Here is a 20,348-nt window from a genome sequence, read left to right as displayed (position 1 = left end):
GCTCTACGGCGACCGCGGCGGGAGTTTGCGTATGGGTCGTATGGGCAAGATCGCGGCGCACATGGTGCTGGCCTTCATGGCCATGCTGGCGGCCCAGGCGCTGACCGCCGGCGCGACGCCCTTCACCGCCTCACCCCTTGCCCTCGCCGCCCTGTTCGCCGGCTGCGCCCTGCTGGTCGAGATCCTGTTCCAGGTGGAACGTTCGCCCTGGCGGTTCTTCGCGGCCAGCGACGGCCTGCGCCTGGCGCGCTCGGCCCTGCTGGCGGTCCTGACCTTCGCCCTGGTCGCCCGCCTGATGGACGTGCGCCAGCCGGGCGGCCTGCGCACCCTGGCCGCCGCCTTCCTGCTGCTGACCGCCCTGCTCGCCGGACTGCGCATCGTGCGCCGCGCCCTGCACGAGAAGGTGCTGGTCGACGCCCTGACCCGACTGCGCCCGGCGCCCGCCTCACCCGCCCTGCCCCGCCTGCTGATCGTCGGCTCGGCGAACGAGGCCGAGGCCTTCCTGCGCGCCCCCGCCGCCCTGGGCGAACGCTACGCCCCGGTCGGGGTGCTGACCCCCGAGGCCCGAGAGACCGGCGATGAACTGGGCGGCGTCTGCATCCTGGGCGTCATCGACGATTTCGACGCGGTCATGGCCCAGCTGCGCGACGGCGGCCTGCAGCCGTCGGCCTTGCTGTTCCTCAGCGACGGCCCGCTCAGCGCCTTCGGGACCGAGCGTCTCGGCCGGCTGAAGACCGAGGGCGTGCGCCTGCTGCGCCGCCAGGGCCTGGTGGACATGGCGGCCTCGACGGGCAGCGGCGCCTCGGCCCTGCGCGAGATCAGCCTGGAAGAACTGCTCAGCCGGGCGCCGGTGCGGCTGGATCCCCAGCCCGTCCGCGCGCTGGTGGCCGGCAAGCGGGTGCTGGTCACCGGGGCCGGCGGCAGCATCGGCTCGGAGCTGGCCCGCCAGATCGCCGCCAGCGGTCCGGCCCAGCTGACCCTGCTGGACGCCGCCGAGGCCAACCTGTTCCACATCGACCGTGAACTGGGCGAGGCCTGGCCCGCCCTGCCGCGCCGCGACGTGCTGTGCGACGTGCGCGACGCCGCCCGCCTGGACCTGGTGTTCGCCGCCGAGAAGCCCGAACTGGTCTTCCACGCCGCCGCCCTCAAGCACGTCACCCTGGTCGAGAACCACCCCTGCGAGGGCGTGCGCACCAACGTGCTGGGCAGCCGCAACGTCGCAGCCGCCGCCAAGGCCTGCGGCGCGGCCCACCTGGCCCTGATCTCCACCGACAAGGCCGTGGCCCCGGCCAGCGTGATGGGCGCGACCAAGCGGGTGGCCGAAGCCGTCGTCCGCCAGTTCGCCCAAGGTTCCGAAGGGGACGGATCCCATACCCGGGTCAGCGTCGTACGGTTTGGCAACGTGCTGGGCTCGGCCGGCTCGGTGGTGCCGATCTTCCAGCACCAGATCGCCCGCGGCGGTCCGGTGACCCTGACCGACGCCGAGGTCGAACGCTATTTCATGACCATCCCCGAGGCCGTGCAGCTGGTGCTGCGGGCCGTGGCCCTGTCGGCCGGCGACGTGGAGCCCCCCACCGGCGTCCTGACGCTAGAAATGGGCGAGCCGGTCAAGATCATCGACCTGGCCCGACGGATGATCGAGCTGCAGGGCCTGGTCCCCGACCGCGACATCGAGATCAAGATCACCGGCCTGCGCCCCGGCGAGAAGCTGACCGAGGCCCTGGTCGACATCAACGAGACCGCCCGCCCCAAGGCCGAGGGCGTCACCGAGGCCACGCCGCTGACGCCGCTGACGCCGATCCCGCCCGAGGCCCTGGCCGCCCTGGAGACCGCCGCCCTGGCCGGCGACGAGTTCAGCGTACGCACCCAGCTGTTCGCCCTGGTCGAAGGCCTGCGGGCCGTTTCTCCCGCCCAAGCCGCCACGAGCAAGGGCAGGATCGCCGCGGCCAAGACCCAGGTCTGATCCGACCGAATCTTGTCGCCTCGACATCGCGTGTGAGGCGAGCGGGAAAGCCAGAATCAGCCTCCCATGCTCTGTCTCGCCACGCTTGCAATGGCGAGCCGTCTCAGCCTTGGGACATCAGTAGCGTCGGCGGGAGCCTGGATGTTCGAACAGACGGTGGACGTCACCCGCCTGGACGGGTTTGTTCGATATACGCGCGGCATCGTGCGCGCCCGCCTGGCTCTGGTCGCCGTTTTCGTGGTTCTGCTGGCGCTTTATACGCCCCTGAGCATGACCCTGTTCGGCCTGGTCGAGATCGCGATCTACGCGGCCCTCTTCATGGCCACCGAGCTGGCGCTGCGCCATGCCGATCCCATCCAGGCCCTGCGGCGACTGCGCTGGCAGTCGATCACCCTGGTCTTCCTGCTGTCGGCCAACGCCTGTTTCCTGGCCGTGAAGATCCGGCTGATGGGCGAGCCGACGATGCGGATGGAAGCCGCCCTGCTGGCGGTCTGCGTGCTGCTGTTCGCCGCCCTGCGCGTGCACACCGGCAAGATCAGCTACGCCACCGCCGTCGCCCCGCCGGTGGCGACGCTGCTGTGGATCGCCTTGGACCGCCACACGCCGCTGGCCGCCAACCACTATGCGGCGGCCATGCTGCTGTTCATCGCCGCCGTCCTGACCGCCACCTGGCGTCAGCAGACGACCGACCGCGCCCTGGCCCAGGCCCTGCGCGACGTGGCCCGCAAGAACGCCGACCTGACAGAGGCCGTCGCCGAGGCCAAGGCCGCCAGCCTCGCCAAGTCCGACCTGCTGGCCGTCGCCAGCCACGAGATCCGCACCCCGCTCAACGCCGTGCTCGGCTTCGCCCACGCCCTGCGCCGCGACACCTTCCTGACCCCGACCCAGGCCGACCTGGCCCAAGGCGTGCTGGAGGGCGGCGCCCAGCTGACCCGGCTGCTCGACACCGTGCTGGACCTGACCAAGGTCCAGGCCGGCCAGGCCGCCCTGACCCTGGCGCCGGTCGACCTGCGCCGCCTGGTCCGCACGGTGGTGCGGGTGTGGAGCGCCCATGCCCAGGCGGTCGGCGTGCTGCTGAGCTTCGAGGACGCCGATCCCAGCCTGGCCTACGGCCTGCTGGCCGACGAGGCCAAGCTGGAGCAGACCCTGGTCAACCTTGTCTCCAACGGCCTGAAGGCCTCGCCGTCGGGCGGCGCGGTGGTGGTCCGCCTGGCTGGGATGGCGAAGGACCAGAGGCTGACCGCCCTGATCGAGGTTCGCGACGCCGGCGCGCTGGTGCCGCCGGAAGATCGCCCACGGATGTTCGACGCCTTCGACCAGACCGAGCGCGGACGAAGCCTGGGCGGCAGCGGGCTGGGCCTGTCGATCTGCGCGGCCAACCTGGCCCTGATGGGCGGCGAGATCGGCGTTGACGACATTCCCGAAGGCGACGCCCAGCCGCCCAAGGGCGCCAAACGCGGCGCGGTCTTCTGGTTCGCCTTCGAGGCGGACGTTCTGGCGGCGCCCGCCGCCGCCGCCGCGGCGGAGGCCCGCGTGACCACGCCGATCCGGGTGCTGGCGGCCGAGGACAACCCCGCCAACCGCCGGGTGCTGGCCGCCCTGCTGGCCGCCTCGTCGGTCGAGCTGGTCTTCGCCGAGGACGGCGCCCAGGCCCTGGACGCCTGGCGGGCCGAGGCCTTCGACCTGGTGCTGATGGACGTCAACATGCCGGTGCTGGACGGGGTGGCGGCCCTGGCCCAGATCCGTCAGCTCGAGATCGCGACCCTGCGTCCCCGCACCCCGGTCTGGATGCTGACCGCCAACGTCTTCGACGACGACGTCGCCCGCTACCGGGCCGACGGCGCCGACGGCGTGCTGCGCAAGCCGATCGACACGGCGGCCCTGTTCGCGCTGCTGGCCAAGGTGGCGGGGACGAAGGTGGCGATCGAGGAAACGGCAAGCCGCGCATCCGAATCCCTCTCTCTTTGAGAGAGGGAAACCCTCAATGGAAATCCCGGCTCCGCTGCAGCCGGCCGGACGTCCGCATCCGCACCGACGGGGCCGGCCCCTCGGGGTCCTCCTTCATCCGCGCCAGTTCGGCCGACAGGTCGGTGAAGCCCTCGGCCACCACGTGGATCACGCCGTCGGCGGCCTGCACCTTGCCGTGGACGATCAGGAACGAGGCGCTCATCACCGTGCGGCGGTTGGCGTCGAAGCAGTCCTTCCAGACCACCGCATTGGCCACGCCGGTCTCGTCCTCCAGGGTCAGGAACACCACGCCCTTGGCGGTGCCTGGCCGCTGGCGGATCAGAACCAGGCCGCCGACGCTGACCTTGCGGCCGTTGGGCAGACCCTTCAGCCGCTCGGCCGTCGTGACGTTCAACCGGTCCAGCATCGGTCGGAAGAACCGCAGCGGATGCGCCTTCAGCGACAGGCTGGTGGTGCGGTAGTCCTCGGCCACCTGCTGGGGCAGGGCCATGGTCGGCAGGGCGACGGCGTCCTCGAACAGCGGCAGGCCGGCCAGCAGCGGCGCCTGGCTGTCGACCTTGACCTCGCCCTTCAGCCCCTTGACCGCCCACAGGGCGTCGCGGCGGGAGAGCCCCGTGGACGCGAAGGCGTCGGCCTCGGCCAACAGCTCCAGCCCGCGCTGCGAGACCCCGGCCCGGGCGAAGTCGGCGGGGGCCCGTGCGCCGGCGTCGCGGGCGGCCATGATGAGATCGGCGTCGAGGTCGGCGTCCTCCGGCTTTTTCTTCTTCTTCAGCCCCTTGATCTGACACAGGCCCAGGCGCACCGCCTTCCAGGATGGGCGGGTATCTGGATTGAAGAGCTTGTCATCGGCGATCCGCTTCTCCTCCCCCGTGAAACGGGGGAGGTGGCGCGTCGCTAGCAGCGACGTGACGGAGGGGGCGTCGTGCGGCGGCTGGACGCCCCCTCCGTCACGATGCGTATCCGCATCGCGCCACCTCCCCCGCGTTGCGGGTGAGGAGTGGGCGGGTGAGGAGAAAGTGCTGGCCTCCAGCGTGCAGTCCCAGTCGCTCATCAGCACGTCCGGGGCCCGCACCTCCACCCCGTGCTCGCGGGCGTCGCGCACCAGTTGGGCCGGTTGGTAGAAGCCCATCGGCTGGGAGTTGATCAGGGCCGCGCAGAACACGTCCGGCCAGGCCCATTTGAGCCAGGCCGAGACATAGACCAGCTTGGCGAAACTGGCCGCGTGGCTTTCCGGGAAGCCGTACGAACCGAAGCCCTCGATCTGCTTGAAGCACCGCGTGGCGAAGTCGCGTTCGTAGCCGCGCGAGACCATGCCCTCGACGAACTTGTCGCGGTACTGGGCCGGGTCGCCCAGGTTCTTGAAGGTGGCCATCGCCTTGCGCAGGCCGTCGGCCTCGTCGGGCGTGAACTTGGCCGCCTCGATGGCCAGGCTCATGGCCTGCTCCTGGAACAGCGGCACGCCGTAGGTGTTGCCGAGGATGCCTTTGAGTTCGTCCTTATGCCCGTGCTCAGGCGACGGCGCGGGCCACTCGGCCTTCTCCAATCCCTGTCGCCGCCGCAGGTAGGGATGGACCATGTCGCCCTGGATCGGCCCCGGCCGCACGATCGCCACCTCGATCACCAGGTCGTAGAACTTGTTCGGCTTCAGCCGGGGCAGCATCGACATCTGGGCCCGGCTCTCGACCTGGAACACGCCCACGCTGTCGGCCTTGGACAGCATGTCGTAGACGCCCTTCACCTCGACCGGCACGTCGGCCAGGTCGACGATCGGCTGGCCATGATCGGCGCGCAGCATGCCGAACGCCCGCTGGATGGCGGTCAGCATGCCCAGGGCCAGCACGTCGACCTTCATCAGGCCCAGGCTGTCGATGTCGTCCTTGTCCCACTCGATGAAGGTGCGGTCCTTCATCGCCGCGTTGCCGATCGGCACGGTCTCGTCCAGCCGTCGCTTGGTCAGGACGAAGCCGCCGACGTGCTGCGACAGGTGGCGCGGGTGCTGCAGCAGCTCGGTGGCCAGGGCGATGGCCCGGGCGATCTGCGGGTTCTTCGGGTCCAGTCCCGTCTGCTGGATGTGCTCGTCGGGCAGGCCGTCGCCCCAGCTGCCCCAGACGGTGTTGGCCAGGATGGCGGTGATGTCCTCGGTCAGGCCCAGGGCCTTGCCGACGTCGCGGATGGCGCTGCGCGGGCGGTAGTGGATCACCGTGCCGCAGATGGCGGCGTACTCGCGGCCATAGCGCGCATAGACGTACTGCATCACCTCCTCGCGCCGCTCGTGCTCGAAGTCGACGTCGATGTCCGGCGGCTCGCCGCGGTTCTCGGAGATGAAGCGGGTGAACAGCAGGCGGTGCTCGGTGGGGTCGATCGCCGTCACCCCCAGGCAGAAACAGACCGAGGAATTGGCCGCCGAGCCGCGCCCCTGGCACAGGATGCCCATCTCCCGCGCCTTGTGGACGATGTCGTGCACGGTGATGAAGTAGTTGGGGTAGTCCATCTTGGCGATCAGCCGCAGCTCCTCGCGCAGTTGGTCGGCGACCTTGTCCGGAACGCCTTTCGGATAGCGCCAGGCCGCGCCCTGCCAGGTCAGGTCGGTCAGGTGCTGCATGGCCGTCTTGCCGGGCGGCACGGGCTCGTCGGGGTACTGCTCCTTCAGGTCGCCCAGGTCGAAGCCGATGCGCTCGACGATCTCCATCGTGCGCTCCACCGCCTGGGGCCAGCGCTCGAACAGTCGGGCCATCTCGGCCGGGGTCTTGATGTGGCGCTCGGCATTGGCCTCCAGCCGGAAGCCCGCCTCGGTGATCGTGCAGCCCTCCCGGATGCAGGTCATCACGTCCTGCAGCGGCCGCCGCTCGGGGCCGTGATAGAGCACGTCGTTGGTGGCGACCATCGGCGCGCGGGCGTCCCGCGCCAGGTCCGACAGCCGCGACAGGCGCTTGAGGTCCTGGGCGGCGTAGGCCCGGCTGGCGGCCAGCCAGACCCGGCCGCGCAGCTCGCCGGCCATGCGGGTCAGGTCGGTCTCGAAGGCCTCGTCCAGCTTGGCCGGCGGCACGATCAGGGCCAGCTGGCCGTCGGCGTGCTCCAGGAAGTCCTTCCAGAACAGGTGGCACTCGCCTTTCTCGGCCCGGCGCTGGCCGACGGTCAGCAGCCGGGTCAGGCGGGCGAAGGCCTCGCGGTCGGACGGGTAGCAGAGCAGGCTGGGCGTGCCGTCCATGAAGTCCAGCCGGCAGCCGGTCAGGGCGCGGATCGACAGGTCCTTGGCCGCCGTCCAGGCCCGCACCACCCCGGCCAGGCTGTTGCGGTCGGCGACGCCCACGGCGCTCAGACCCAGGGCCTGGCCGGTCAGCATCAGCTCCTGGGCGTGGGAGGCCCCGCGCAGGAAGGAGAAGTTGGTGGTGGTCTGAAGCTCGGCGTAGCGCGCCATCAGGTCCTCCCCCTGTGGGGGAGGCGGCCCGAATGGGCCGGAGGGGGGAGTGGTCCCACCCCAGCCGTATCCCCCCACCGATCGCTACGCGATCGCCTCCCCCACAGGGGGAGGGACTGCTCAGCCGAACAGGCCATGCAACCACCACTTCGGGACCTTCTCCCCGTCGCCATACAGCCCCGCCCGGAAGATCCAGAACCGCTCGCCCGTCTCGTCCTCCACCCGGTAATAGTCCCGCACCTTGCCGGGCCCGACATCGTCGAAGGCCTTGCGCCACCATTCCTGGCCGATCCGTTCGGGGCCCTCGGCCAGGCGCACGCGGCGCGACTTGCCGCGCCAGCGGAACTGGACCGGCGGGTCGTCGGGCAGCTTGGCCATGACCTCGATCGCCTCCGGCCGGCGCAGCAGGCGGGACGGCCGGGGACGGTCGGGGTCCCAGCCCGTTTCCGGCGTCGGATCCAGCGGGGCGGCGCGCGTCACCGAGCGTTCCGGCACGTGGCTTTCATAGGGATCGGCCCGCCAGACCCGGTCCTCGCCCAGGCGGTTGATCAACCGGTCGACCAGCGGCGCCAGGCCCTCCTCCAGACTGACCCCGCCGTCGGCGTCCAAGCTGCGTTGCGCCGTCGACAGCGGCTCGACGTCGGCGGCCCACAGGGTGACGACTTCGATCCCGAAGCCCGGATCGACCGTGTCCAGTTTCGGCTTCAGCAGCTTGGCGATCCGGGCCGGATCGCGGCCCGGACGCGACAGCCCCACGCGCACCGGCTGGTCCTTGCCGTCCAGGCGGTGGAACACCAGCTCGAACCGCCGCGCCCCCTGCCCCTCGGCTTCCAGGCGCGCGCACAGCAGGGCGCAGATGTCGGCGGTCACCCGCTCCAGGTCTTCCAGGGCGCTGATCGGCTCGAAGAAAGCCAGACGGTCGAACCACGGGGTGGCCGGGCGACGGAAGACCAGGGCCTCGCGGGCCGCACCCAGGGCCTGGTCGATGCGCAGCACCGTGCTCAGCCCGAACCGCTTGGCCAGCTGGGCGCGCGGCAGGCTCAGAAGTTGGCCGACCTGGAACAGGCCCAGACGCGGCAACTGGGCCTGGGCCGCTTCGTCCAGGCGCAGGGCGGCGACCGGCAAGGACGCCAGCAACGAGCTTTGGCCGCCGGGCGGGGCGATCGTGCGGTCGGGAGCGTAGCGGGCCAGGGCCCAGGCCGCGCCGGGGGTGTCGGCGATCGCGCCCCGGGCCGGCGCGCCCCAGCGTTCCAGCCGGGCCAGCAGGTCGTCCAGCATGGCGGCCTCGCCGCCCCACAGGTGCGAGACGCCCTCGACGTCCAGCAGCAGGCCGTCCAGCCCGTCGAGGGCCACGGCCGGCGAGAACCGCACGCACCAGTCGCACAGGATCTCCAGCGCCGCGCGGTCGCCCTCGGGGTCGTGGTCGGCGGTGACCAGGTCGGGAACCAGAGCCGCGGCGTCGGCGGCCTTCTGGCCGACATGCAGGCCGAGGGCCGCGGCCGCGTCGTCGACGGCGGCCAGGCGGCGGGTTCCACCCTCGGTGGCGACCAGGGTGACGGGGGGGACCAGGGGCATCGGCCCTCCCCCTGTGGGGGAGGTGTCGGCGAAGCCGACGGTGGGGGGAGTCTTGGGCCGCCGGCCCGTGGCAGGATCGACCTTCCGATCACTCCCCCCACCGGTCGCTTCGCGACCGCCTCCCCCACAGGGGGAGGGCCTAGGCGGCGCGGATACGCTCTGGAGGGGGTTCGTTCGCCGCCACGTCGTGATCGGCCAGTTGCGACACCAGACGGAAAGGATGCGGGCCATCGGCGGCCTCCGCTTGTTCGAGGATCCAGGCGCCGGGACGGCCGCCCCGGCAGCGTTCGAGTTCGACCCGCCAGCGCGGCGGGCCCAGCCCCGGCTCGCCCGGCGGCGGCTGGCTGGGGGCGGCGGCGACGCGCCAGCGGGTCTGGGCCGCCGCGCCCGACACCTCGCGAACCTTGCCGGCCGGACCGCCATACGGCCGTCGTCGCAGCAGCACCCCGGTCGAGCCGCGCCGCTCGCAGGCCAGTTGCAGGCGGCGGCCGGCCTTGAGGTCGGGAGTCTCGGCCTCGCCGATCGCCGCGGCGACGCCGACCGTGGCCAGGGCGTCCTCCAGTACGGCCAGCACCTCGGCCTCGTCGCGGGCGCGGACCTGGATCAGGCGCTCGACCGGAAAGCTCAGGTTCACCAGGCCCGGCGCGTGCAGGTCGTCGCGCCGCATCACCCAGACCACAGCGCCCTTGGCGGCCAGCGGGCGCAGCATCAGGGCGGTGAAGGCGGCGGGGGCGGCGCCGGTCTCCTCCTCCAGCCCCGAACCGCCCACCTCGTGCCAGCCGCCGCGTTGCAGGCCGCCGGCCGGGAAGCAGCCGTCGATGCGTGGATCGCCGAACGGCAGGACGGGAGGCGGAGTCCGAGTCCCCGCTTCCAGGGCGGCGATCTGGGCTCTCAAAGCCGAAAGGGCGGGTTTCGCCCCGGGCATGCTCCACTCTCCAATGTTCCACTTTTGTTCTGATCCTCCGGGGTTGGAGAGTCAAGCGGAGCCCGTCATGGTGGCGCGGCCTGGCGCGGCGGCGGAATGACGCGGCCCGGGTCGGGAGGCTTGAGATGACCGAAGTCGAACTCCACACCGACGGCCCGGTCTGGACCGTCACGATCAACCGCCCCGAAAAGCGCAACGCGGTGAACCCGGAGACCGCCCTGCAGCTGCGCGCCGCGTTCGACGCCTTCGAGGCCGATCCGGCCGCCGCCGTCGCCGTGCTGACCGGGGCGGGCGGTACGTTCTGCGCCGGGTTCGACCTGGCCGTCGCCGCCTCGGGCGAGGGCGAGCGCTACGACCCGGTCGGCGAGGGTCCGATGGGGCCGACGCGGCGGCTGTTGTCCAAGCCGGTGATCGCCGCCGTCGAGGGCCACGCGGTGGCCGGCGGGCTGGAGCTGGCCCTGTGGTGCGATCTGCGGGTGGCGTCGCAAAGCGCGATCTTCGGGGTGTTCTGCCGCCGCTGGGGCGTGCCGCTGATCGACGGCGGCACGGTGCGCCTGCCGAGGATCGTCGGCCAGGGCCGGGCGCTGGACATGATCCTGACCGGCCGGGCGGTCGAGGCGGCCGAGGCGCTGAGCTGGGGCCTGGCCGACCGCGTGGTCCCGGCGGGCGAGGCGCTGACCGCCGCGCAAGGCCTGGCCGCCCAGATCGCCGCCTTCCCGCAGGTCTGCCTGCGCGCCGACCGCGCCTCGGCCTTCGCCCAGTGGGACGTCTCGCTGGAGGCGGCGCTGAAGGTCGAGGGGATCGGCGGGCTGGAGCCGCTGCGCCGCGAGGCCCGGGCCGGCGCCGCGCGGTTCAAGGACGGCGAAGGGCGCGGGGGAAAGTTCGAAGAGCCCAAATAAGCCCTTCAGCTCCAAATCATGTCATCCTGGAAAAGCGCGCAGCGCGCCGATCCGGGACCGACGCGTGAACTCAGAGCTTCCGGCGGTCCCGGGCCTTCGCTGCGCTACGCCCGGGATGACAACCCGATAGAGAGCTAGAACCGAGCCTTCGCCCGCCACCACTGGCTGACCAGCATCGGTCCGAACGCCGCGCTGATGCCGCAGGCGTCGGCGAACAGGTCGAACCACGAGGCGTCGCGGCCGACGAAGCCCTGAAGGATCTCGATCCCCCCGCCGAACGCCAGGATCACCAGGCCGATGCGGTGTAGCCGGCTGTTGGGCAGGGCCAGGCTGGCCAGGACGCTGAGCACGTAGAAGACGATGAAGTGCTTGGCCTTGTCCCACGGGATCAGGCCGATGCTGTCGTTGTCCGGCAGCAGGGCCCGGGCCAGGGCGTAGGCCGACGCGGCCAGGAAGACGATGAAGACCAGGCGGTTGATCTTGCGGGCGCGGATGGACATCGAAGCTCCAGGCTGGGTCCTCCGCACCTAGCCGGTCCGGTGAGGCTTGAAAATGGCGAGACGGCGTCTCGGCCGTATCCTGTCGTTGTCTGCACGCGGCCTGCACCAACTTCCCTCTCCCCTTGTGGGAGAGGGTGGCCCGTGAAGCGGGTCGGGTGAGGGGGCGCACGAAACGAAACCGCCGCGCCCAGCGGTCAGGCTGGACACGGCGATCAGGTCTGAGAGACCCCTCATCCGTCGGCTGCGCCGACACCTTCTCCCGCAAGGGGAGAAGGTTTCAGGATCAGAACGTCAGGGCGCGGGCTTCCTTGACGTGCGGAAGGGCCTGAATCTTGGCCAGCAGGGCCTCGTCCGGGGCCTGGTCGACGCCGACCAGGGCGATCGCGTCCTCATCCGCCGACAGCCGGCCCAGGTTGAAGGTGGCGATGTTGACGCCCGCCTCGCCCAGCAGCATGCCCAGCGCGCCGATGAAGCCCGGCTTGTCCAGGTTGTTGATGTAGAGCATGGCCGGCGAGAAGCCGGCGTCCAGCTCCATGCCCTTGACCTCGACGATGCGCGGGGCGCCGGCGATCACCGTGCCGGCGAAGGCGCGCTTGCCCTTCTCGGTGGTGATGGTCACGCGCATCAGGCTGTCATAGGTGGGGCTGACTTCCTGGCGGCTCTCGGAGACGGTGATGCCGCGCTCCTTGGCCACGGCCGGCGCGGAGACCATGTTGATCTCGGCCAGCATCGGCTTGAGGATCCCGGCCAGGGCCGCCGAGGTCATCGGCTTGACGTTCAGCTTGGAGACCTCGCCCTCGAAGGCGATGTCGATGGCGGAGATGCCGAAGTCGACCATCTGGCCGGCCAGGGCGCCGATCTTCTCGGCCAGGGCCACGAACGGCTTCAGCTTGGGGGCTTCTTCGGCGGTGATCGACGGGCTGTTCAGGGCGTTGGTGACCGCGCCGGTCAGCAGGTAGTCGCTCATCTGCTCGGCGACCTGCAGGGCGACGTTCTCTTGCGCCTCGTTGGTGCTGGCGCCCAGGTGCGGGGTGGCCACGACCTTGTCCGAGCCGAACAGCGGGTTTTCCTTGGCCGGCTCGGTGACGAACACGTCGAAGGCCGCGCCGCCCACGTGGCCGTCGTCCAGCAGCTTGCGCAGGGCGGCTTCGTCGACCAGGCCGCCGCGGGCGCAGTTGACGATCATCACGCCCTTCTTGGTCTTGGCCAGGTTCTCGGCCGACAGGATGTTGCGGGTCTTGTCGGTCAGCGGGGTGTGCAGGGTGATGACGTCGGCGCGGGCCAGCAGGTCTTCCAGCTCGACCTTCTCCACGCCCATCTCCACGGCGCGCTCGGGCGACAGGAAGGGGTCGTAGGCCACGACCTTCATCTTCAGGCCGAGAGCCCGGTCGGCGACGATGCCGCCGATGTTGCCGGCCCCGATCAGGCCCAGGGTCTTGGCGTACAGCTCCACGCCCATGAAGCGGTTCTTCTCCCACTTGCCGGCCTGGGTGCTGGCGTCTGCGGCCGGCAGTTGGCGGGCCAGGGCGAACATCATGGCGATGGCGTGCTCGGCCGTGGTGATCGAGTTGCCGAACGGGGTGTTCATCACCACCACGCCCTTGGCGGTGGCGGCCGGGATGTCGACATTGTCGACGCCGATGCCGGCCCGGGCGATGACCTTCAGGCGGTTGGCGGCGGCGATCACGTCCTTGTCGAGCTTGGCGCCCGAGCGGATGGCGATGCCGTCATAGTCGCCGATCACGGCGATCAGTTCGTCCTTGGTCAGGCCGACCTTGATGTCGAAGTCCAGGCCGCGGTTCTTGAAGATGTCGACGGCGGCGGGGGAAAGCTTGTCGGCGATGAGGACGCGAGGAGCGGTCATGGGAGCTCTCTTGTTTTCGGGCCTTCCGGCTGCGGGAAGGACGGAATGGGGGTGTGTGCTGAAGCGGCTGGGCCGCTGATCCCTCCCCCTCCGAGGGGAGAGGGAAGGCGCGTTACAGGCTTTTAGGCGGCGGCCAGTTCGGCCGAGACCGAGGCGAAGGCCCAGTCGAGCCACGGCGTCAGGGCCTCGAGATCCGAGGCCTCGACGGTGGCGCCGCACCAGATGCGCAGGCCGGCCGGGGCGTCGCGATAGCCGCCGATGTCGAGGGCCGCGCCCTCCTTCTCGAGCAGGCCGGCCAGCTTCTTGGCGAAGTCGGCCTGGGCGTCGTCCGACAGGGCGCTGATCTTGGGGTCCACGACCTTCAAGCACACCGAGGTGTTGGAGCGGATCTCCGGCGTGGCCGCCAGGAACTCGACCCACGGGGTGCGTTCGACCCAGTCGGCCAGGACGGCCAGGTTCTGGTCGGCGCGGCCCTGCATGGCTTCCAGGCCGCCGATCGAGGCGGCCCACTTCAGGGCGTCCAGCGCATCCTCGACGCACAGCATCGACGGCGTGTTGATGGTCGCGCCTTCGAAGATGTCGGCGGCGATCTTGCCGCCCTTGGTCATGCGGAACAGTTTCGGCATCGGCCAGGCCGGAGTGTAGCTCTCCAGGCGGGCCACGGCGCGGGGCGACAGGATCAGCACGCCGTGCGCGCCTTCGCCGCCCAGGGCCTTCTGCCAGGAGAAGGTCACGACATCCAGCTTCGTCCAGTCCAGGTCCTGGGCGAAGGCGGCGCTGGTGGCGTCGCAGATGGTGATGCCTTCACGGTCGGCCGAGATGAAGTCGGCGTTCGGGACGCGGACGCCCGAGGTGGTGCCGTTCCAGGTGAAGACCAGGTCCTTGGCCGGATCGACCTTGGAGGTGTCGGGCAGCTGGCCGTAGGGCGCGTCGAGCACCTCGACGTTCGGCAGCTTGAGTTGCTTGGTGACGTCGGTGACCCAGTCCTTGCCGAAGGACTCGAAGGCCAGCAGTTGAACCGGGCGAGCGCCCAGCATCGACCACATCGCCATCTCGACGGCGCCGGTGTCCGAACCGGCGACGATGCCGATCAGGAAGTCGGCGGGGACTTCCAGGACTTCGCGCGTCTGGTCGATGGCGGCCTTCAGGCGGCCCTTGCCCAGCTTGGAGCGGTGCGACCGGCCCAATACGGCGTTTCTGAGATTTTCGGGGGTCCAGCCTGGGCGCTTGGCGCAGGGGCCGGAAGAGAACTCGGGGCGAGCCGGGCGGATCGCCGGCTTGGCGAGGGTCGTCATATCGATGTCTCCCATCCTTACAGATGGACTGCATCCCGTTGGGGGGATGTGGCCCGCCGGCGAGAAACCTCGTTTCGGCGGCGAAGGCAAGGAGAGATTTTGCCGCGCGTCGGACAAATCGTCCGATTGCGGAAATTATTTTCCCGCGGCGCGCTGGCGCTTGCGCCAGGCCAACAGACATCCGGCGACCAGGCACAGGAGCACGCCGAGGCTGACCAGGTTGTTCACCATGGCGTAGAAGGTGTCGTACATCTTGCCCGCCACCAGATAGTAGGCGTGAAGACTGAACTGCGCGGCCTGCAGGAGAACGGCGACGCCCAGCCAGGCGGTCGTGTAGCGCAGGGCCAGGATCAGCAGTCCGGCCCCGAACAGGCCGTCGACCAGGAAGTAGCTGGGTTTCTGCATCCCCTTGTCCGGCATCAGGCCGATAAGGGTGATGGCGAGAGACATGATCACCACCAGAGCCGCGACTTGCCGCTCCACCTGGCCGCCCAAACGCCATGCCAAAAGGCTGACGCCCAGGATCAGCATCCAACCGAACAGGATCAGGAGCTCTAGGTGCATGTCTTGGGTCTCTAACCGAAATTAGAGACCCAAGGTATTAAACTATCGCAATGTGGCTTAGCTGGCGGCGCGCATGTCGTGCTGGACCAGCGAGCCTTCCTTGCCGATCACGCCGATCAGCTTGGTGCGGATGCCGATGCGCTGACGGACTTCGTCCAGCTCGAGGTGAGCTTCGACGACGGCGGTGCGGGCGGCGGCGAGGGCCGAGACGGCGTCGCCGAGCTTGGCGCTGACGCCGTTACCGACGGTGGCTGACAGGCCCAGGTCCTTACGGGCCTGGATCAGCTCCGCCATCATTTCCATGGTTTCAACCATCGCGGCGTCCACAGCTGCTTCCGTAGCAAACAGCTTATTGGCGACACGTTGAGCAACGAAAGCCTTTTCCACGCCCATCTCCCTTAACGAAAACCTAAGATAGAGGGTAAACCAAATGTTAAGGGCGGGGAAAGAAAAACAACCATTAGCGTTAGTTTGGCGTGGACAAGCGCGTTCGTGGAAGCGATCCGTTAGGAAGATCGCGCGAGAATAAGGCCGATAAACCACCCCGGACGGGTCATGATCGACGAAAGCCGCGACTTCGAAGGAATGCCGCACGCGCCCCTGCAGGCGCGAATCGCTGGCGTGGCCTTGCTGACGACCGTGGTGGCGTTGGTCGCCGCGTGTCTGTGCTTCATGCTGCAGCAATGGAGCGTCGCGCGCCAGGAAGCCCGGGCCAATCATGAGATCCTGACCCAGATGGTCGCCGCCGGCGCCGCCGTGCCCCTGGCCGACCACGACGCGGTCGGCGCCAACCGGGCGCTTGAGGCGGTCGGCAAGGCCCAGCACGTGGCCGCCGTCCGGCTGATCGACATGGACAACCAAGTTGTCGCCCAGGTCGGCGCCCTCAACGTCAAGAACGTCGGTCAGATCGTTCAACCCGTGTACCTGGCCGGCAAGCGCGTGGGGCGGGTCGTGCTGGTGGTGCGCCAGCCCAGCATCGCCGAGATCCTGACGCGCGACCTAGCCCTGACCGGGGCCCTGTTCTTCGGCTCGGCCGGCCTGGCGATCCTGCTGGCCAACGGCCTGGCCCGCCGCATGACCAAGCCGATGGAGCGCCTGTCCCAGGCCATGCGCRAGGTCGCTGCCGACGGCCGCTTCAAGCCCGTGGAGCAGGCGGCCGATGACGACGTCTTCCAGAGCCTGACCGACAGCTTCAACCACCTGGTCTCGCGGCTGGAGATCAACGACCACGACCTGCGCGGCGCGATGGCCGAACTGGTCAAGGCGCGCGACGACGCCAACGCCGCCAACGTCCTTAAGTCGCACTTCCTGGCCAATATGAGCCACGAGATCCGCACCCCGCTGAACGGCGTGCTGGCCATGACCGAGGTGATGGCCATGGGCGAGCTGAGCGCCGCCCAGCGCGAGCGCCTGTCGGTGATCCGCGAGTCCGGCGCGCTGCTGCTGTCGGTGCTCAACGACGTGCTCGACCTGTCGAAGATCGAGGCTGGGCGCCTGGACCTGGTGGAGCGCGACTTCGACCTGGCCAGCCTGGCCCTGTCGGTCCGCGAATCCTACGCCACCCAGGCCCGGGCCAAGAACCTGGAGTTCGGCGTCTTCGTCGCCCCCGAAGCCCTGGGCTCGTGGCGCGGCGACGCCGACCGCCTGCGCCAGATCCTGGGCAACCTGGTCTCCAACGCCCTGAAGTTCACGCTGGAAGGCAGCGTCTCGGTGCGCTTCGCCTCGGCCGACGACGGCAGCGGCCTGCGCATCGACGTGGTCGACACCGGCATCGGCATCGACGCCGAGACCCTGCCGCGCCTGTTCGACAAGTTCGTCCAGGCCGACAGCTCGACCACCCGCCGGTTCGGCGGCTCGGGCCTGGGCCTGTCGATCTGCAACGAGCTGGCCACCCTGATGGGCGGCGGCGTCCATGTGCAGAGCCGCGAGGGCCAGGGCTCGACCTTCACCGTCGTGGTGGCCATGCCGCGCGGCGAGGCCACCGTCCCCGCCCAGATTGAAGCCGCCCCGCCGCCGATCGAGTCCGAACGCCGCCTGCGGGTGCTGGCCGCCGATGACAATCCGACCAACCAGAAGGTCATCGCCGCGGTCCTGGCCCCGCTGGGCGCCGAGGTCGAGCTGGTGGCCGACGGCGCGGCCTGCGTCGAAGCCTGGAAGCGCGGCGGCCACGACATCGTGCTGATGGACATCCACATGCCGGTGATGGACGGCGTCGAGGCGGCCCGCACCATCCGCTCGCTGGAGGTCAGCGAGAACCGCAAGCGCATCCCCATCGTGGCGGTCACCGCCAACGCCCTGGTCCACCAGGTCGAGGGCTACATGGCCGCCGGCATGGACGGCCACGTCGCCAAGCCGATCGAGGTGACCAAGCTCTATGACGCGATCGAAACCGCCGTGGCCGCCGCGCGGCGCGACGGGTCCAAGGTCGCGGCGGCTTAACCCTCCGCCAAAAGGGGGCGCAGGGGTTCAGGTACCTGAACAGAACATAACGAGCGGCTCAGAACCGTTTCAGGTTGGGTGTGGTCTCTTGAGGTCAACGTCGTCCCGTCGGGCGTCGGAAAACATTTCGAGAGGAACCGTACCGATGAAAAAGATTCTGCTTTCGATCGCCGCGGTCTCGGCCGTCGCCGCCGCCGTTCCCGCCGTCGCCTCGGCCCAGTCCTATGATCGCGGCTATGGCCGTGGCGGTTACCAGGATGTCGGCGGCGACCGCGTCGCCCGCCTCGACCAGCGTATCGACGTGGGCATCCGAAACGGCGCCCTGACCCGCAACGAAGCCTGGCGCCTGAAGGGCGACCTGCGTGAAACCGCCCGCCTGGAAAGCCGCTATCGTCGCGGCGGCCTGAGCGGCTGGGAACGCGCCGACCTGGATCGTCGCTACGACCGCATCAGCGCCCAGATCCGCTACGAGCGTCACGACCGCGACTATGGCTACGGCCGTCGCTACTAAGGTCTAGAGACCTAATCGAGAGCCGGTCCCCCCCTCAGCCGGCTCTCGACCATCGTGAAGCCGCGGCCGCGCAGGAGAACGCGCGCGCCGCGGTTTTCGCATTCCAGGTCCCCGCCCCGGCCGGGATAGGCCTGATGGAAGCGCAGGGTCGCCGCGCCCAGCTTCTCACCATAGAGCGGCATCAGGATGCAGTGGGCCGAGCCCGTGGTCGGGTCTTCGGGGATGCCGCAGCCCGGGGCGAAGAACCGGCTGATCACGCTGTAGTCGCGGCCCGCATCGGCCAGGGCGGCGACGATCACCTGCCCCGCCCCGCCCTTGGCCAGGTCAGCCCCAATCGTGTTCAGCAGCGCCAGATCGGGCGACAGCCCGCGGACCGTCGCCTCGTCGGCGACCACGGCCAGCAGGTACTGCCCTGCCCAGACCTCCAGCGGCGTCACGTTCAAGGCCTTGGCCAGGTCCGGCCCGGCCTCGACCCGGCGCGGCGGATCGGCCGGGAAGTCCATTTCCAGCCCCGGCCCGCCCAACACCTCGCCGGCCCGGCGCACGGTCAGGTCGCCCGCCAGGGTGTCGAAGGTCAGCAGCGGCGCGTCGACGCCCAGTTCCTCGAACAGGGCGTGGGCGCTGGCCAGGGTGGCGTGGCCGCAGATCGGGGCCTCGACGGTGGGCGTGAACCAGCGCAGGCCGAACCGCGCCGGATCGGCGGTCTTCAGCAGGAAGGCGGTCTCGGCCTGGTTGTTCTCGGCGGCCAGGGCCTGCATCCAGGCGGTGTCAGGCCAAGTCTCGAACGGCTCGACCACGCAGGCCGGATTGCCCTTGAACGGGCCCGAGGCGAAGGCGTCGATGGTCCACTGGCGCATGGCGAGGCTCCGAACGATCGGTCGATCTCGCGGTCGTAGGATCAAGGCGTCCCTGGATCAAAGGCAACATTGTCTCGGGTGACAATGTTTTCGGATGCGGACGGGGACAGGCGCACGCGCCTGTCCCCAGCTCTGCCCCGGGCCTACTGCCCCTCCACCGTGATCTCCGGCCACCGGGCCTGGGCCGAGCCCGTGGTGCGCGCCCAGCCGCCCGCGCCCTTCACCCTCAGAGGGTTGGGCCGCAGGTGCAGGGCGAACAGGTCGTCCAGCCCGAACGGCGCGAACACCGACAGGCTGTCGTCGGCCTCCATCCGCACGCCCACGCAGAAGGCCGTGGCCACGAAGCGCTTCAGGGCGTCGGCGCTGTTCAGCAGCGGCGGATAGGGCTCGTCGGCCCCGAACTTCTTCTCGAACCACAGGTGCACCCGGGCCTGGTTGCGCACCTCGACCAGGCTCTTCAGCGGCTCGTCGAACTGGGCCGCCACCCGCTGGATCACCACGTCCTCGGCCTCGTACGAGGTGTCGGAATCGTCGTGATAGGCCACGTCGTAGTCCTTGATCCCGTAATCGGGCGTCCGGCCGGTCAGGTGGTTCCAGACCGGCTGGTAGATCGCGCCGGAGAAGATCATCGCGTCGGGCAGGTCCAGCTCGCGGATCGTCCGCAGCACCTGCATGGTGGTCGGCACGCCGCGGACGATGTCGACGAGGCGGGATTCCAGATCACTCATTTACGCATCACCCACGCATGATCCAACGGTCCATGCCCGGCCCCGAACCCCGGCGCGCGCAGCATGGCCTCGTGGACGTAGTTCCAGGCCCGGGCGACCGACTCGGTCAGGCTCAGGCCCTGGGCCAGGCCCGTGGCGCAGGCGCTGGCCAGGGTGCAGCCGGTGCCGTGGGTGTGGCGGGTCTCGATCCGCTCGCCCTCGAAAGCCGTTTCGCCCTGGCGGGTGATCAGCAGGTCGACGACCCGCTCTCCCGACACATGGCCGCCCTTCATCAGCACCGCGTGGGCGCCCAGCTCCAGCAGCGCCTCGCCGGCCCGGCGCAGGTCGTCGGTGGTCTCGACGCTCAGGCCCGTCAAGGCGGCGGCCTCGGGGGCGTTGGGGGTCAGCAGGGCCGCGCGGGGGATCAGCAGACTCTTCAAGGCGCCGATCGCCTCCTGGGCCAGCAGCGAGGCCCCGCCCTTGGCGATCATCACCGGGTCGATGACCGCCGGAATCCCTTTGGCGCTGTCCAGCACCCGCGCCACGACCTCGACCATGGCGGCGTCGCCCAGCATGCCGGTCTTGAGGGCGTCGGCCCCGATGTCGTCGAGCACGGCGCGGGCCTGGGCCTCGACGATATCCAGCGGGATCGGATGCACGCCGGTCACGCCCAGGGTGTTCTGCACGGTGATCGCGGTGATCGCCGTGGCCGCGTAGCCGCCCAGGGCGGTGATGGTCTTGATGTCGGCCTGGATCCCCGCCCCGCCGCCGGAATCCGATCCGGCGAGGACGAGCACGCGGCCTTGATGCGAGGCTTGGGTCATGAGGTGGTTCTAGCGGGGAGTCGGGGGTCTGGGGTAGGC

Annotated in this window: 16 protein-coding genes; 5 read left to right on the top strand and 11 right to left on the bottom strand. The window is 70.0% G+C overall.

Going from position 1 to position 20,348, the window contains the following annotated elements; genetic code table 11:
- The first annotated feature begins 31 nt into the window (after positions 1-31).
- Both AC1DMQ_RS14050 and AC1DMQ_RS14045 read left to right on the top strand, forming a co-directional pair.
- Positions 32-1,963 carry a polysaccharide biosynthesis protein gene (locus AC1DMQ_RS14050; protein ID WP_477034175.1) on the top strand — a complete coding sequence of 644 codons (1,932 nt, stop codon included), beginning with the start codon at positions 32-34 and terminating at the stop codon, positions 1,961-1,963.
- A 141-nt stretch (positions 1,964-2,104) separates the two neighbouring features.
- Positions 2,105-3,931, top strand: a complete 1,827-nt coding sequence (locus tag AC1DMQ_RS14045; protein ID WP_477034174.1) for a response regulator — start codon at positions 2,105-2,107, stop codon at positions 3,929-3,931.
- 13 nt (positions 3,932-3,944) lie between these two features.
- Here the strand turns inward: AC1DMQ_RS14045 and AC1DMQ_RS14040 are convergent, their stop codons facing one another.
- From AC1DMQ_RS14040 to AC1DMQ_RS14030, 3 genes are all read right to left on the bottom strand, one after another.
- A complete protein-coding gene (locus AC1DMQ_RS14040) occupies positions 3,945-7,349 on the bottom strand; it encodes an error-prone DNA polymerase (protein ID WP_477034173.1) in 3,405 nt (1,134 codons plus the stop codon).
- Positions 7,350-7,469: 120 nt separating this feature from the next.
- On the bottom strand, positions 7,470-8,924 hold the full coding sequence (locus AC1DMQ_RS14035) for a Y-family DNA polymerase (protein WP_477034172.1): 1,455 nt from the start codon (positions 8,922-8,924) through the stop codon (positions 7,470-7,472).
- A gap of 139 nt (positions 8,925-9,063) precedes the next feature.
- Complete coding sequence (locus AC1DMQ_RS14030) at positions 9,064-9,849, bottom strand: ImuA family protein (protein ID WP_477034171.1); 786 nt, start codon at positions 9,847-9,849, stop codon at positions 9,064-9,066.
- 125 nt (positions 9,850-9,974) lie between these two features.
- On the opposite strand from AC1DMQ_RS14030, the gene AC1DMQ_RS14025 reads away from it, so the two are divergent.
- Positions 9,975-10,748, top strand: a complete 774-nt coding sequence (locus tag AC1DMQ_RS14025) for a crotonase/enoyl-CoA hydratase family protein (RefSeq protein WP_477034170.1) — start codon at positions 9,975-9,977, stop codon at positions 10,746-10,748.
- A gap of 134 nt (positions 10,749-10,882) precedes the next feature.
- On the opposite strand, the gene AC1DMQ_RS14020 is transcribed toward AC1DMQ_RS14025, so the two are convergent.
- The 5 genes from AC1DMQ_RS14020 to AC1DMQ_RS14000 all read right to left on the bottom strand — a co-directional run bounded on the left by AC1DMQ_RS14020 (position 10,883) and on the right by AC1DMQ_RS14000 (position 15,286).
- Complete coding sequence (locus tag AC1DMQ_RS14020; RefSeq protein ID WP_477034169.1) at positions 10,883-11,248, bottom strand: VanZ family protein; 366 nt, start codon at positions 11,246-11,248, stop codon at positions 10,883-10,885.
- A 283-nt stretch (positions 11,249-11,531) separates the two neighbouring features.
- Positions 11,532-13,112: a phosphoglycerate dehydrogenase gene (gene serA / locus AC1DMQ_RS14015; protein ID WP_477034168.1), complete on the bottom strand. Its 1,581-nt coding sequence runs from the start codon at positions 13,110-13,112 to the stop codon at positions 11,532-11,534.
- A gap of 122 nt (positions 13,113-13,234) precedes the next feature.
- Entirely contained in the window at positions 13,235-14,407 is a 1,173-nt protein-coding gene (locus AC1DMQ_RS14010; protein WP_477034167.1) for a phosphoserine transaminase, read from the bottom strand.
- Between the two features lie 135 nt (positions 14,408-14,542).
- Positions 14,543-14,971 (bottom strand): hypothetical protein, encoded by a 429-nt coding sequence (locus tag AC1DMQ_RS14005; RefSeq protein WP_477034166.1) that lies wholly within the window; start codon positions 14,969-14,971, stop codon positions 14,543-14,545.
- Between the two features lie 57 nt (positions 14,972-15,028).
- Positions 15,029-15,286: a hypothetical protein gene (locus AC1DMQ_RS14000; RefSeq protein WP_477034165.1), complete on the bottom strand. Its 258-nt coding sequence runs from the start codon at positions 15,284-15,286 to the stop codon at positions 15,029-15,031.
- Positions 15,287-15,526: 240 nt separating this feature from the next.
- Here AC1DMQ_RS14000 and AC1DMQ_RS13995 point away from each other — a divergent pair, with 240 nt between their 5' ends.
- Both AC1DMQ_RS13995 and AC1DMQ_RS13990 read left to right on the top strand, forming a co-directional pair.
- Complete coding sequence (locus AC1DMQ_RS13995) at positions 15,527-17,410, top strand: ATP-binding protein (RefSeq protein WP_477034164.1); 1,884 nt, start codon at positions 15,527-15,529, stop codon at positions 17,408-17,410.
- Between the two features lie 145 nt (positions 17,411-17,555).
- On the top strand, positions 17,556-17,921 hold the full coding sequence (locus AC1DMQ_RS13990) for a hypothetical protein (protein ID WP_477034163.1): 366 nt from the start codon (positions 17,556-17,558) through the stop codon (positions 17,919-17,921).
- Positions 17,922-17,932: 11 nt separating this feature from the next.
- Here AC1DMQ_RS13990 and AC1DMQ_RS13985 read toward each other — a convergent pair whose 3' ends face one another.
- The 3 genes from AC1DMQ_RS13985 to thiD form a co-directional block, all read right to left on the bottom strand.
- Positions 17,933-18,778 (bottom strand): PhzF family phenazine biosynthesis protein, encoded by an 846-nt coding sequence (locus AC1DMQ_RS13985; RefSeq protein WP_477034162.1) that lies wholly within the window; start codon positions 18,776-18,778, stop codon positions 17,933-17,935.
- A gap of 143 nt (positions 18,779-18,921) precedes the next feature.
- Complete coding sequence (locus AC1DMQ_RS13980; RefSeq protein WP_477034161.1) at positions 18,922-19,506, bottom strand: nucleotidyltransferase family protein; 585 nt, start codon at positions 19,504-19,506, stop codon at positions 18,922-18,924.
- Positions 19,503-20,309: a bifunctional hydroxymethylpyrimidine kinase/phosphomethylpyrimidine kinase gene (gene thiD / locus AC1DMQ_RS13975; RefSeq protein ID WP_477034160.1), complete on the bottom strand. Its 807-nt coding sequence runs from the start codon at positions 20,307-20,309 to the stop codon at positions 19,503-19,505. The genes AC1DMQ_RS13980 and thiD overlap by 4 nt, the downstream gene beginning before the upstream one ends.
- Positions 20,310-20,348 lie beyond the last annotated feature (39 nt).

Source organism: Caulobacter sp. 05L422, from assembly GCF_056397765.1.
This window is presented reverse-complemented; position numbering and strand designations above follow the sequence as displayed.

Bases quoted from the DNA above. Each gene is read 5' to 3' on its own strand.
- AC1DMQ_RS14050 (WP_477034175.1), top strand. From the start codon at position 32: ATGGGTCGTATGGGCAAGATCGCGGCGCACATGGTGCTGGCCTTCATG.
- AC1DMQ_RS14045 (WP_477034174.1), top strand. From the start codon at position 2,105: ATGTTCGAACAGACGGTGGACGTCACCCGCCTGGACGGGTTTGTTCGA.
- AC1DMQ_RS14040 (WP_477034173.1), bottom strand. From the start codon at position 7,349: ATGGCGCGCTACGCCGAGCTTCAGACCACCACCAACTTCTCCTTCCTG.
- AC1DMQ_RS14035 (WP_477034172.1), bottom strand. From the start codon at position 8,924: ATGCCCCTGGTCCCCCCCGTCACCCTGGTCGCCACCGAGGGTGGAACC.
- AC1DMQ_RS14030 (WP_477034171.1), bottom strand. From the start codon at position 9,849: ATGCCCGGGGCGAAACCCGCCCTTTCGGCTTTGAGAGCCCAGATCGCC.
- AC1DMQ_RS14025 (WP_477034170.1), top strand. From the start codon at position 9,975: ATGACCGAAGTCGAACTCCACACCGACGGCCCGGTCTGGACCGTCACG.
- AC1DMQ_RS14020 (WP_477034169.1), bottom strand. From the start codon at position 11,248: ATGTCCATCCGCGCCCGCAAGATCAACCGCCTGGTCTTCATCGTCTTC.
- serA (WP_477034168.1), bottom strand. From the start codon at position 13,112: ATGACCGCTCCTCGCGTCCTCATCGCCGACAAGCTTTCCCCCGCCGCC.
- AC1DMQ_RS14010 (WP_477034167.1), bottom strand. From the start codon at position 14,407: ATGACGACCCTCGCCAAGCCGGCGATCCGCCCGGCTCGCCCCGAGTTC.
- AC1DMQ_RS14005 (WP_477034166.1), bottom strand. From the start codon at position 14,971: ATGCACCTAGAGCTCCTGATCCTGTTCGGTTGGATGCTGATCCTGGGC.
- AC1DMQ_RS14000 (WP_477034165.1), bottom strand. From the start codon at position 15,286: ATGGTTGAAACCATGGAAATGATGGCGGAGCTGATCCAGGCCCGTAAG.
- AC1DMQ_RS13990 (WP_477034163.1), top strand. From the start codon at position 17,556: ATGAAAAAGATTCTGCTTTCGATCGCCGCGGTCTCGGCCGTCGCCGCC.
- AC1DMQ_RS13985 (WP_477034162.1), bottom strand. From the start codon at position 18,778: ATGCGCCAGTGGACCATCGACGCCTTCGCCTCGGGCCCGTTCAAGGGC.
- AC1DMQ_RS13980 (WP_477034161.1), bottom strand. From the start codon at position 19,506: ATGAGTGATCTGGAATCCCGCCTCGTCGACATCGTCCGCGGCGTGCCG.
- thiD (WP_477034160.1), bottom strand. From the start codon at position 20,309: ATGACCCAAGCCTCGCATCAAGGCCGCGTGCTCGTCCTCGCCGGATCG.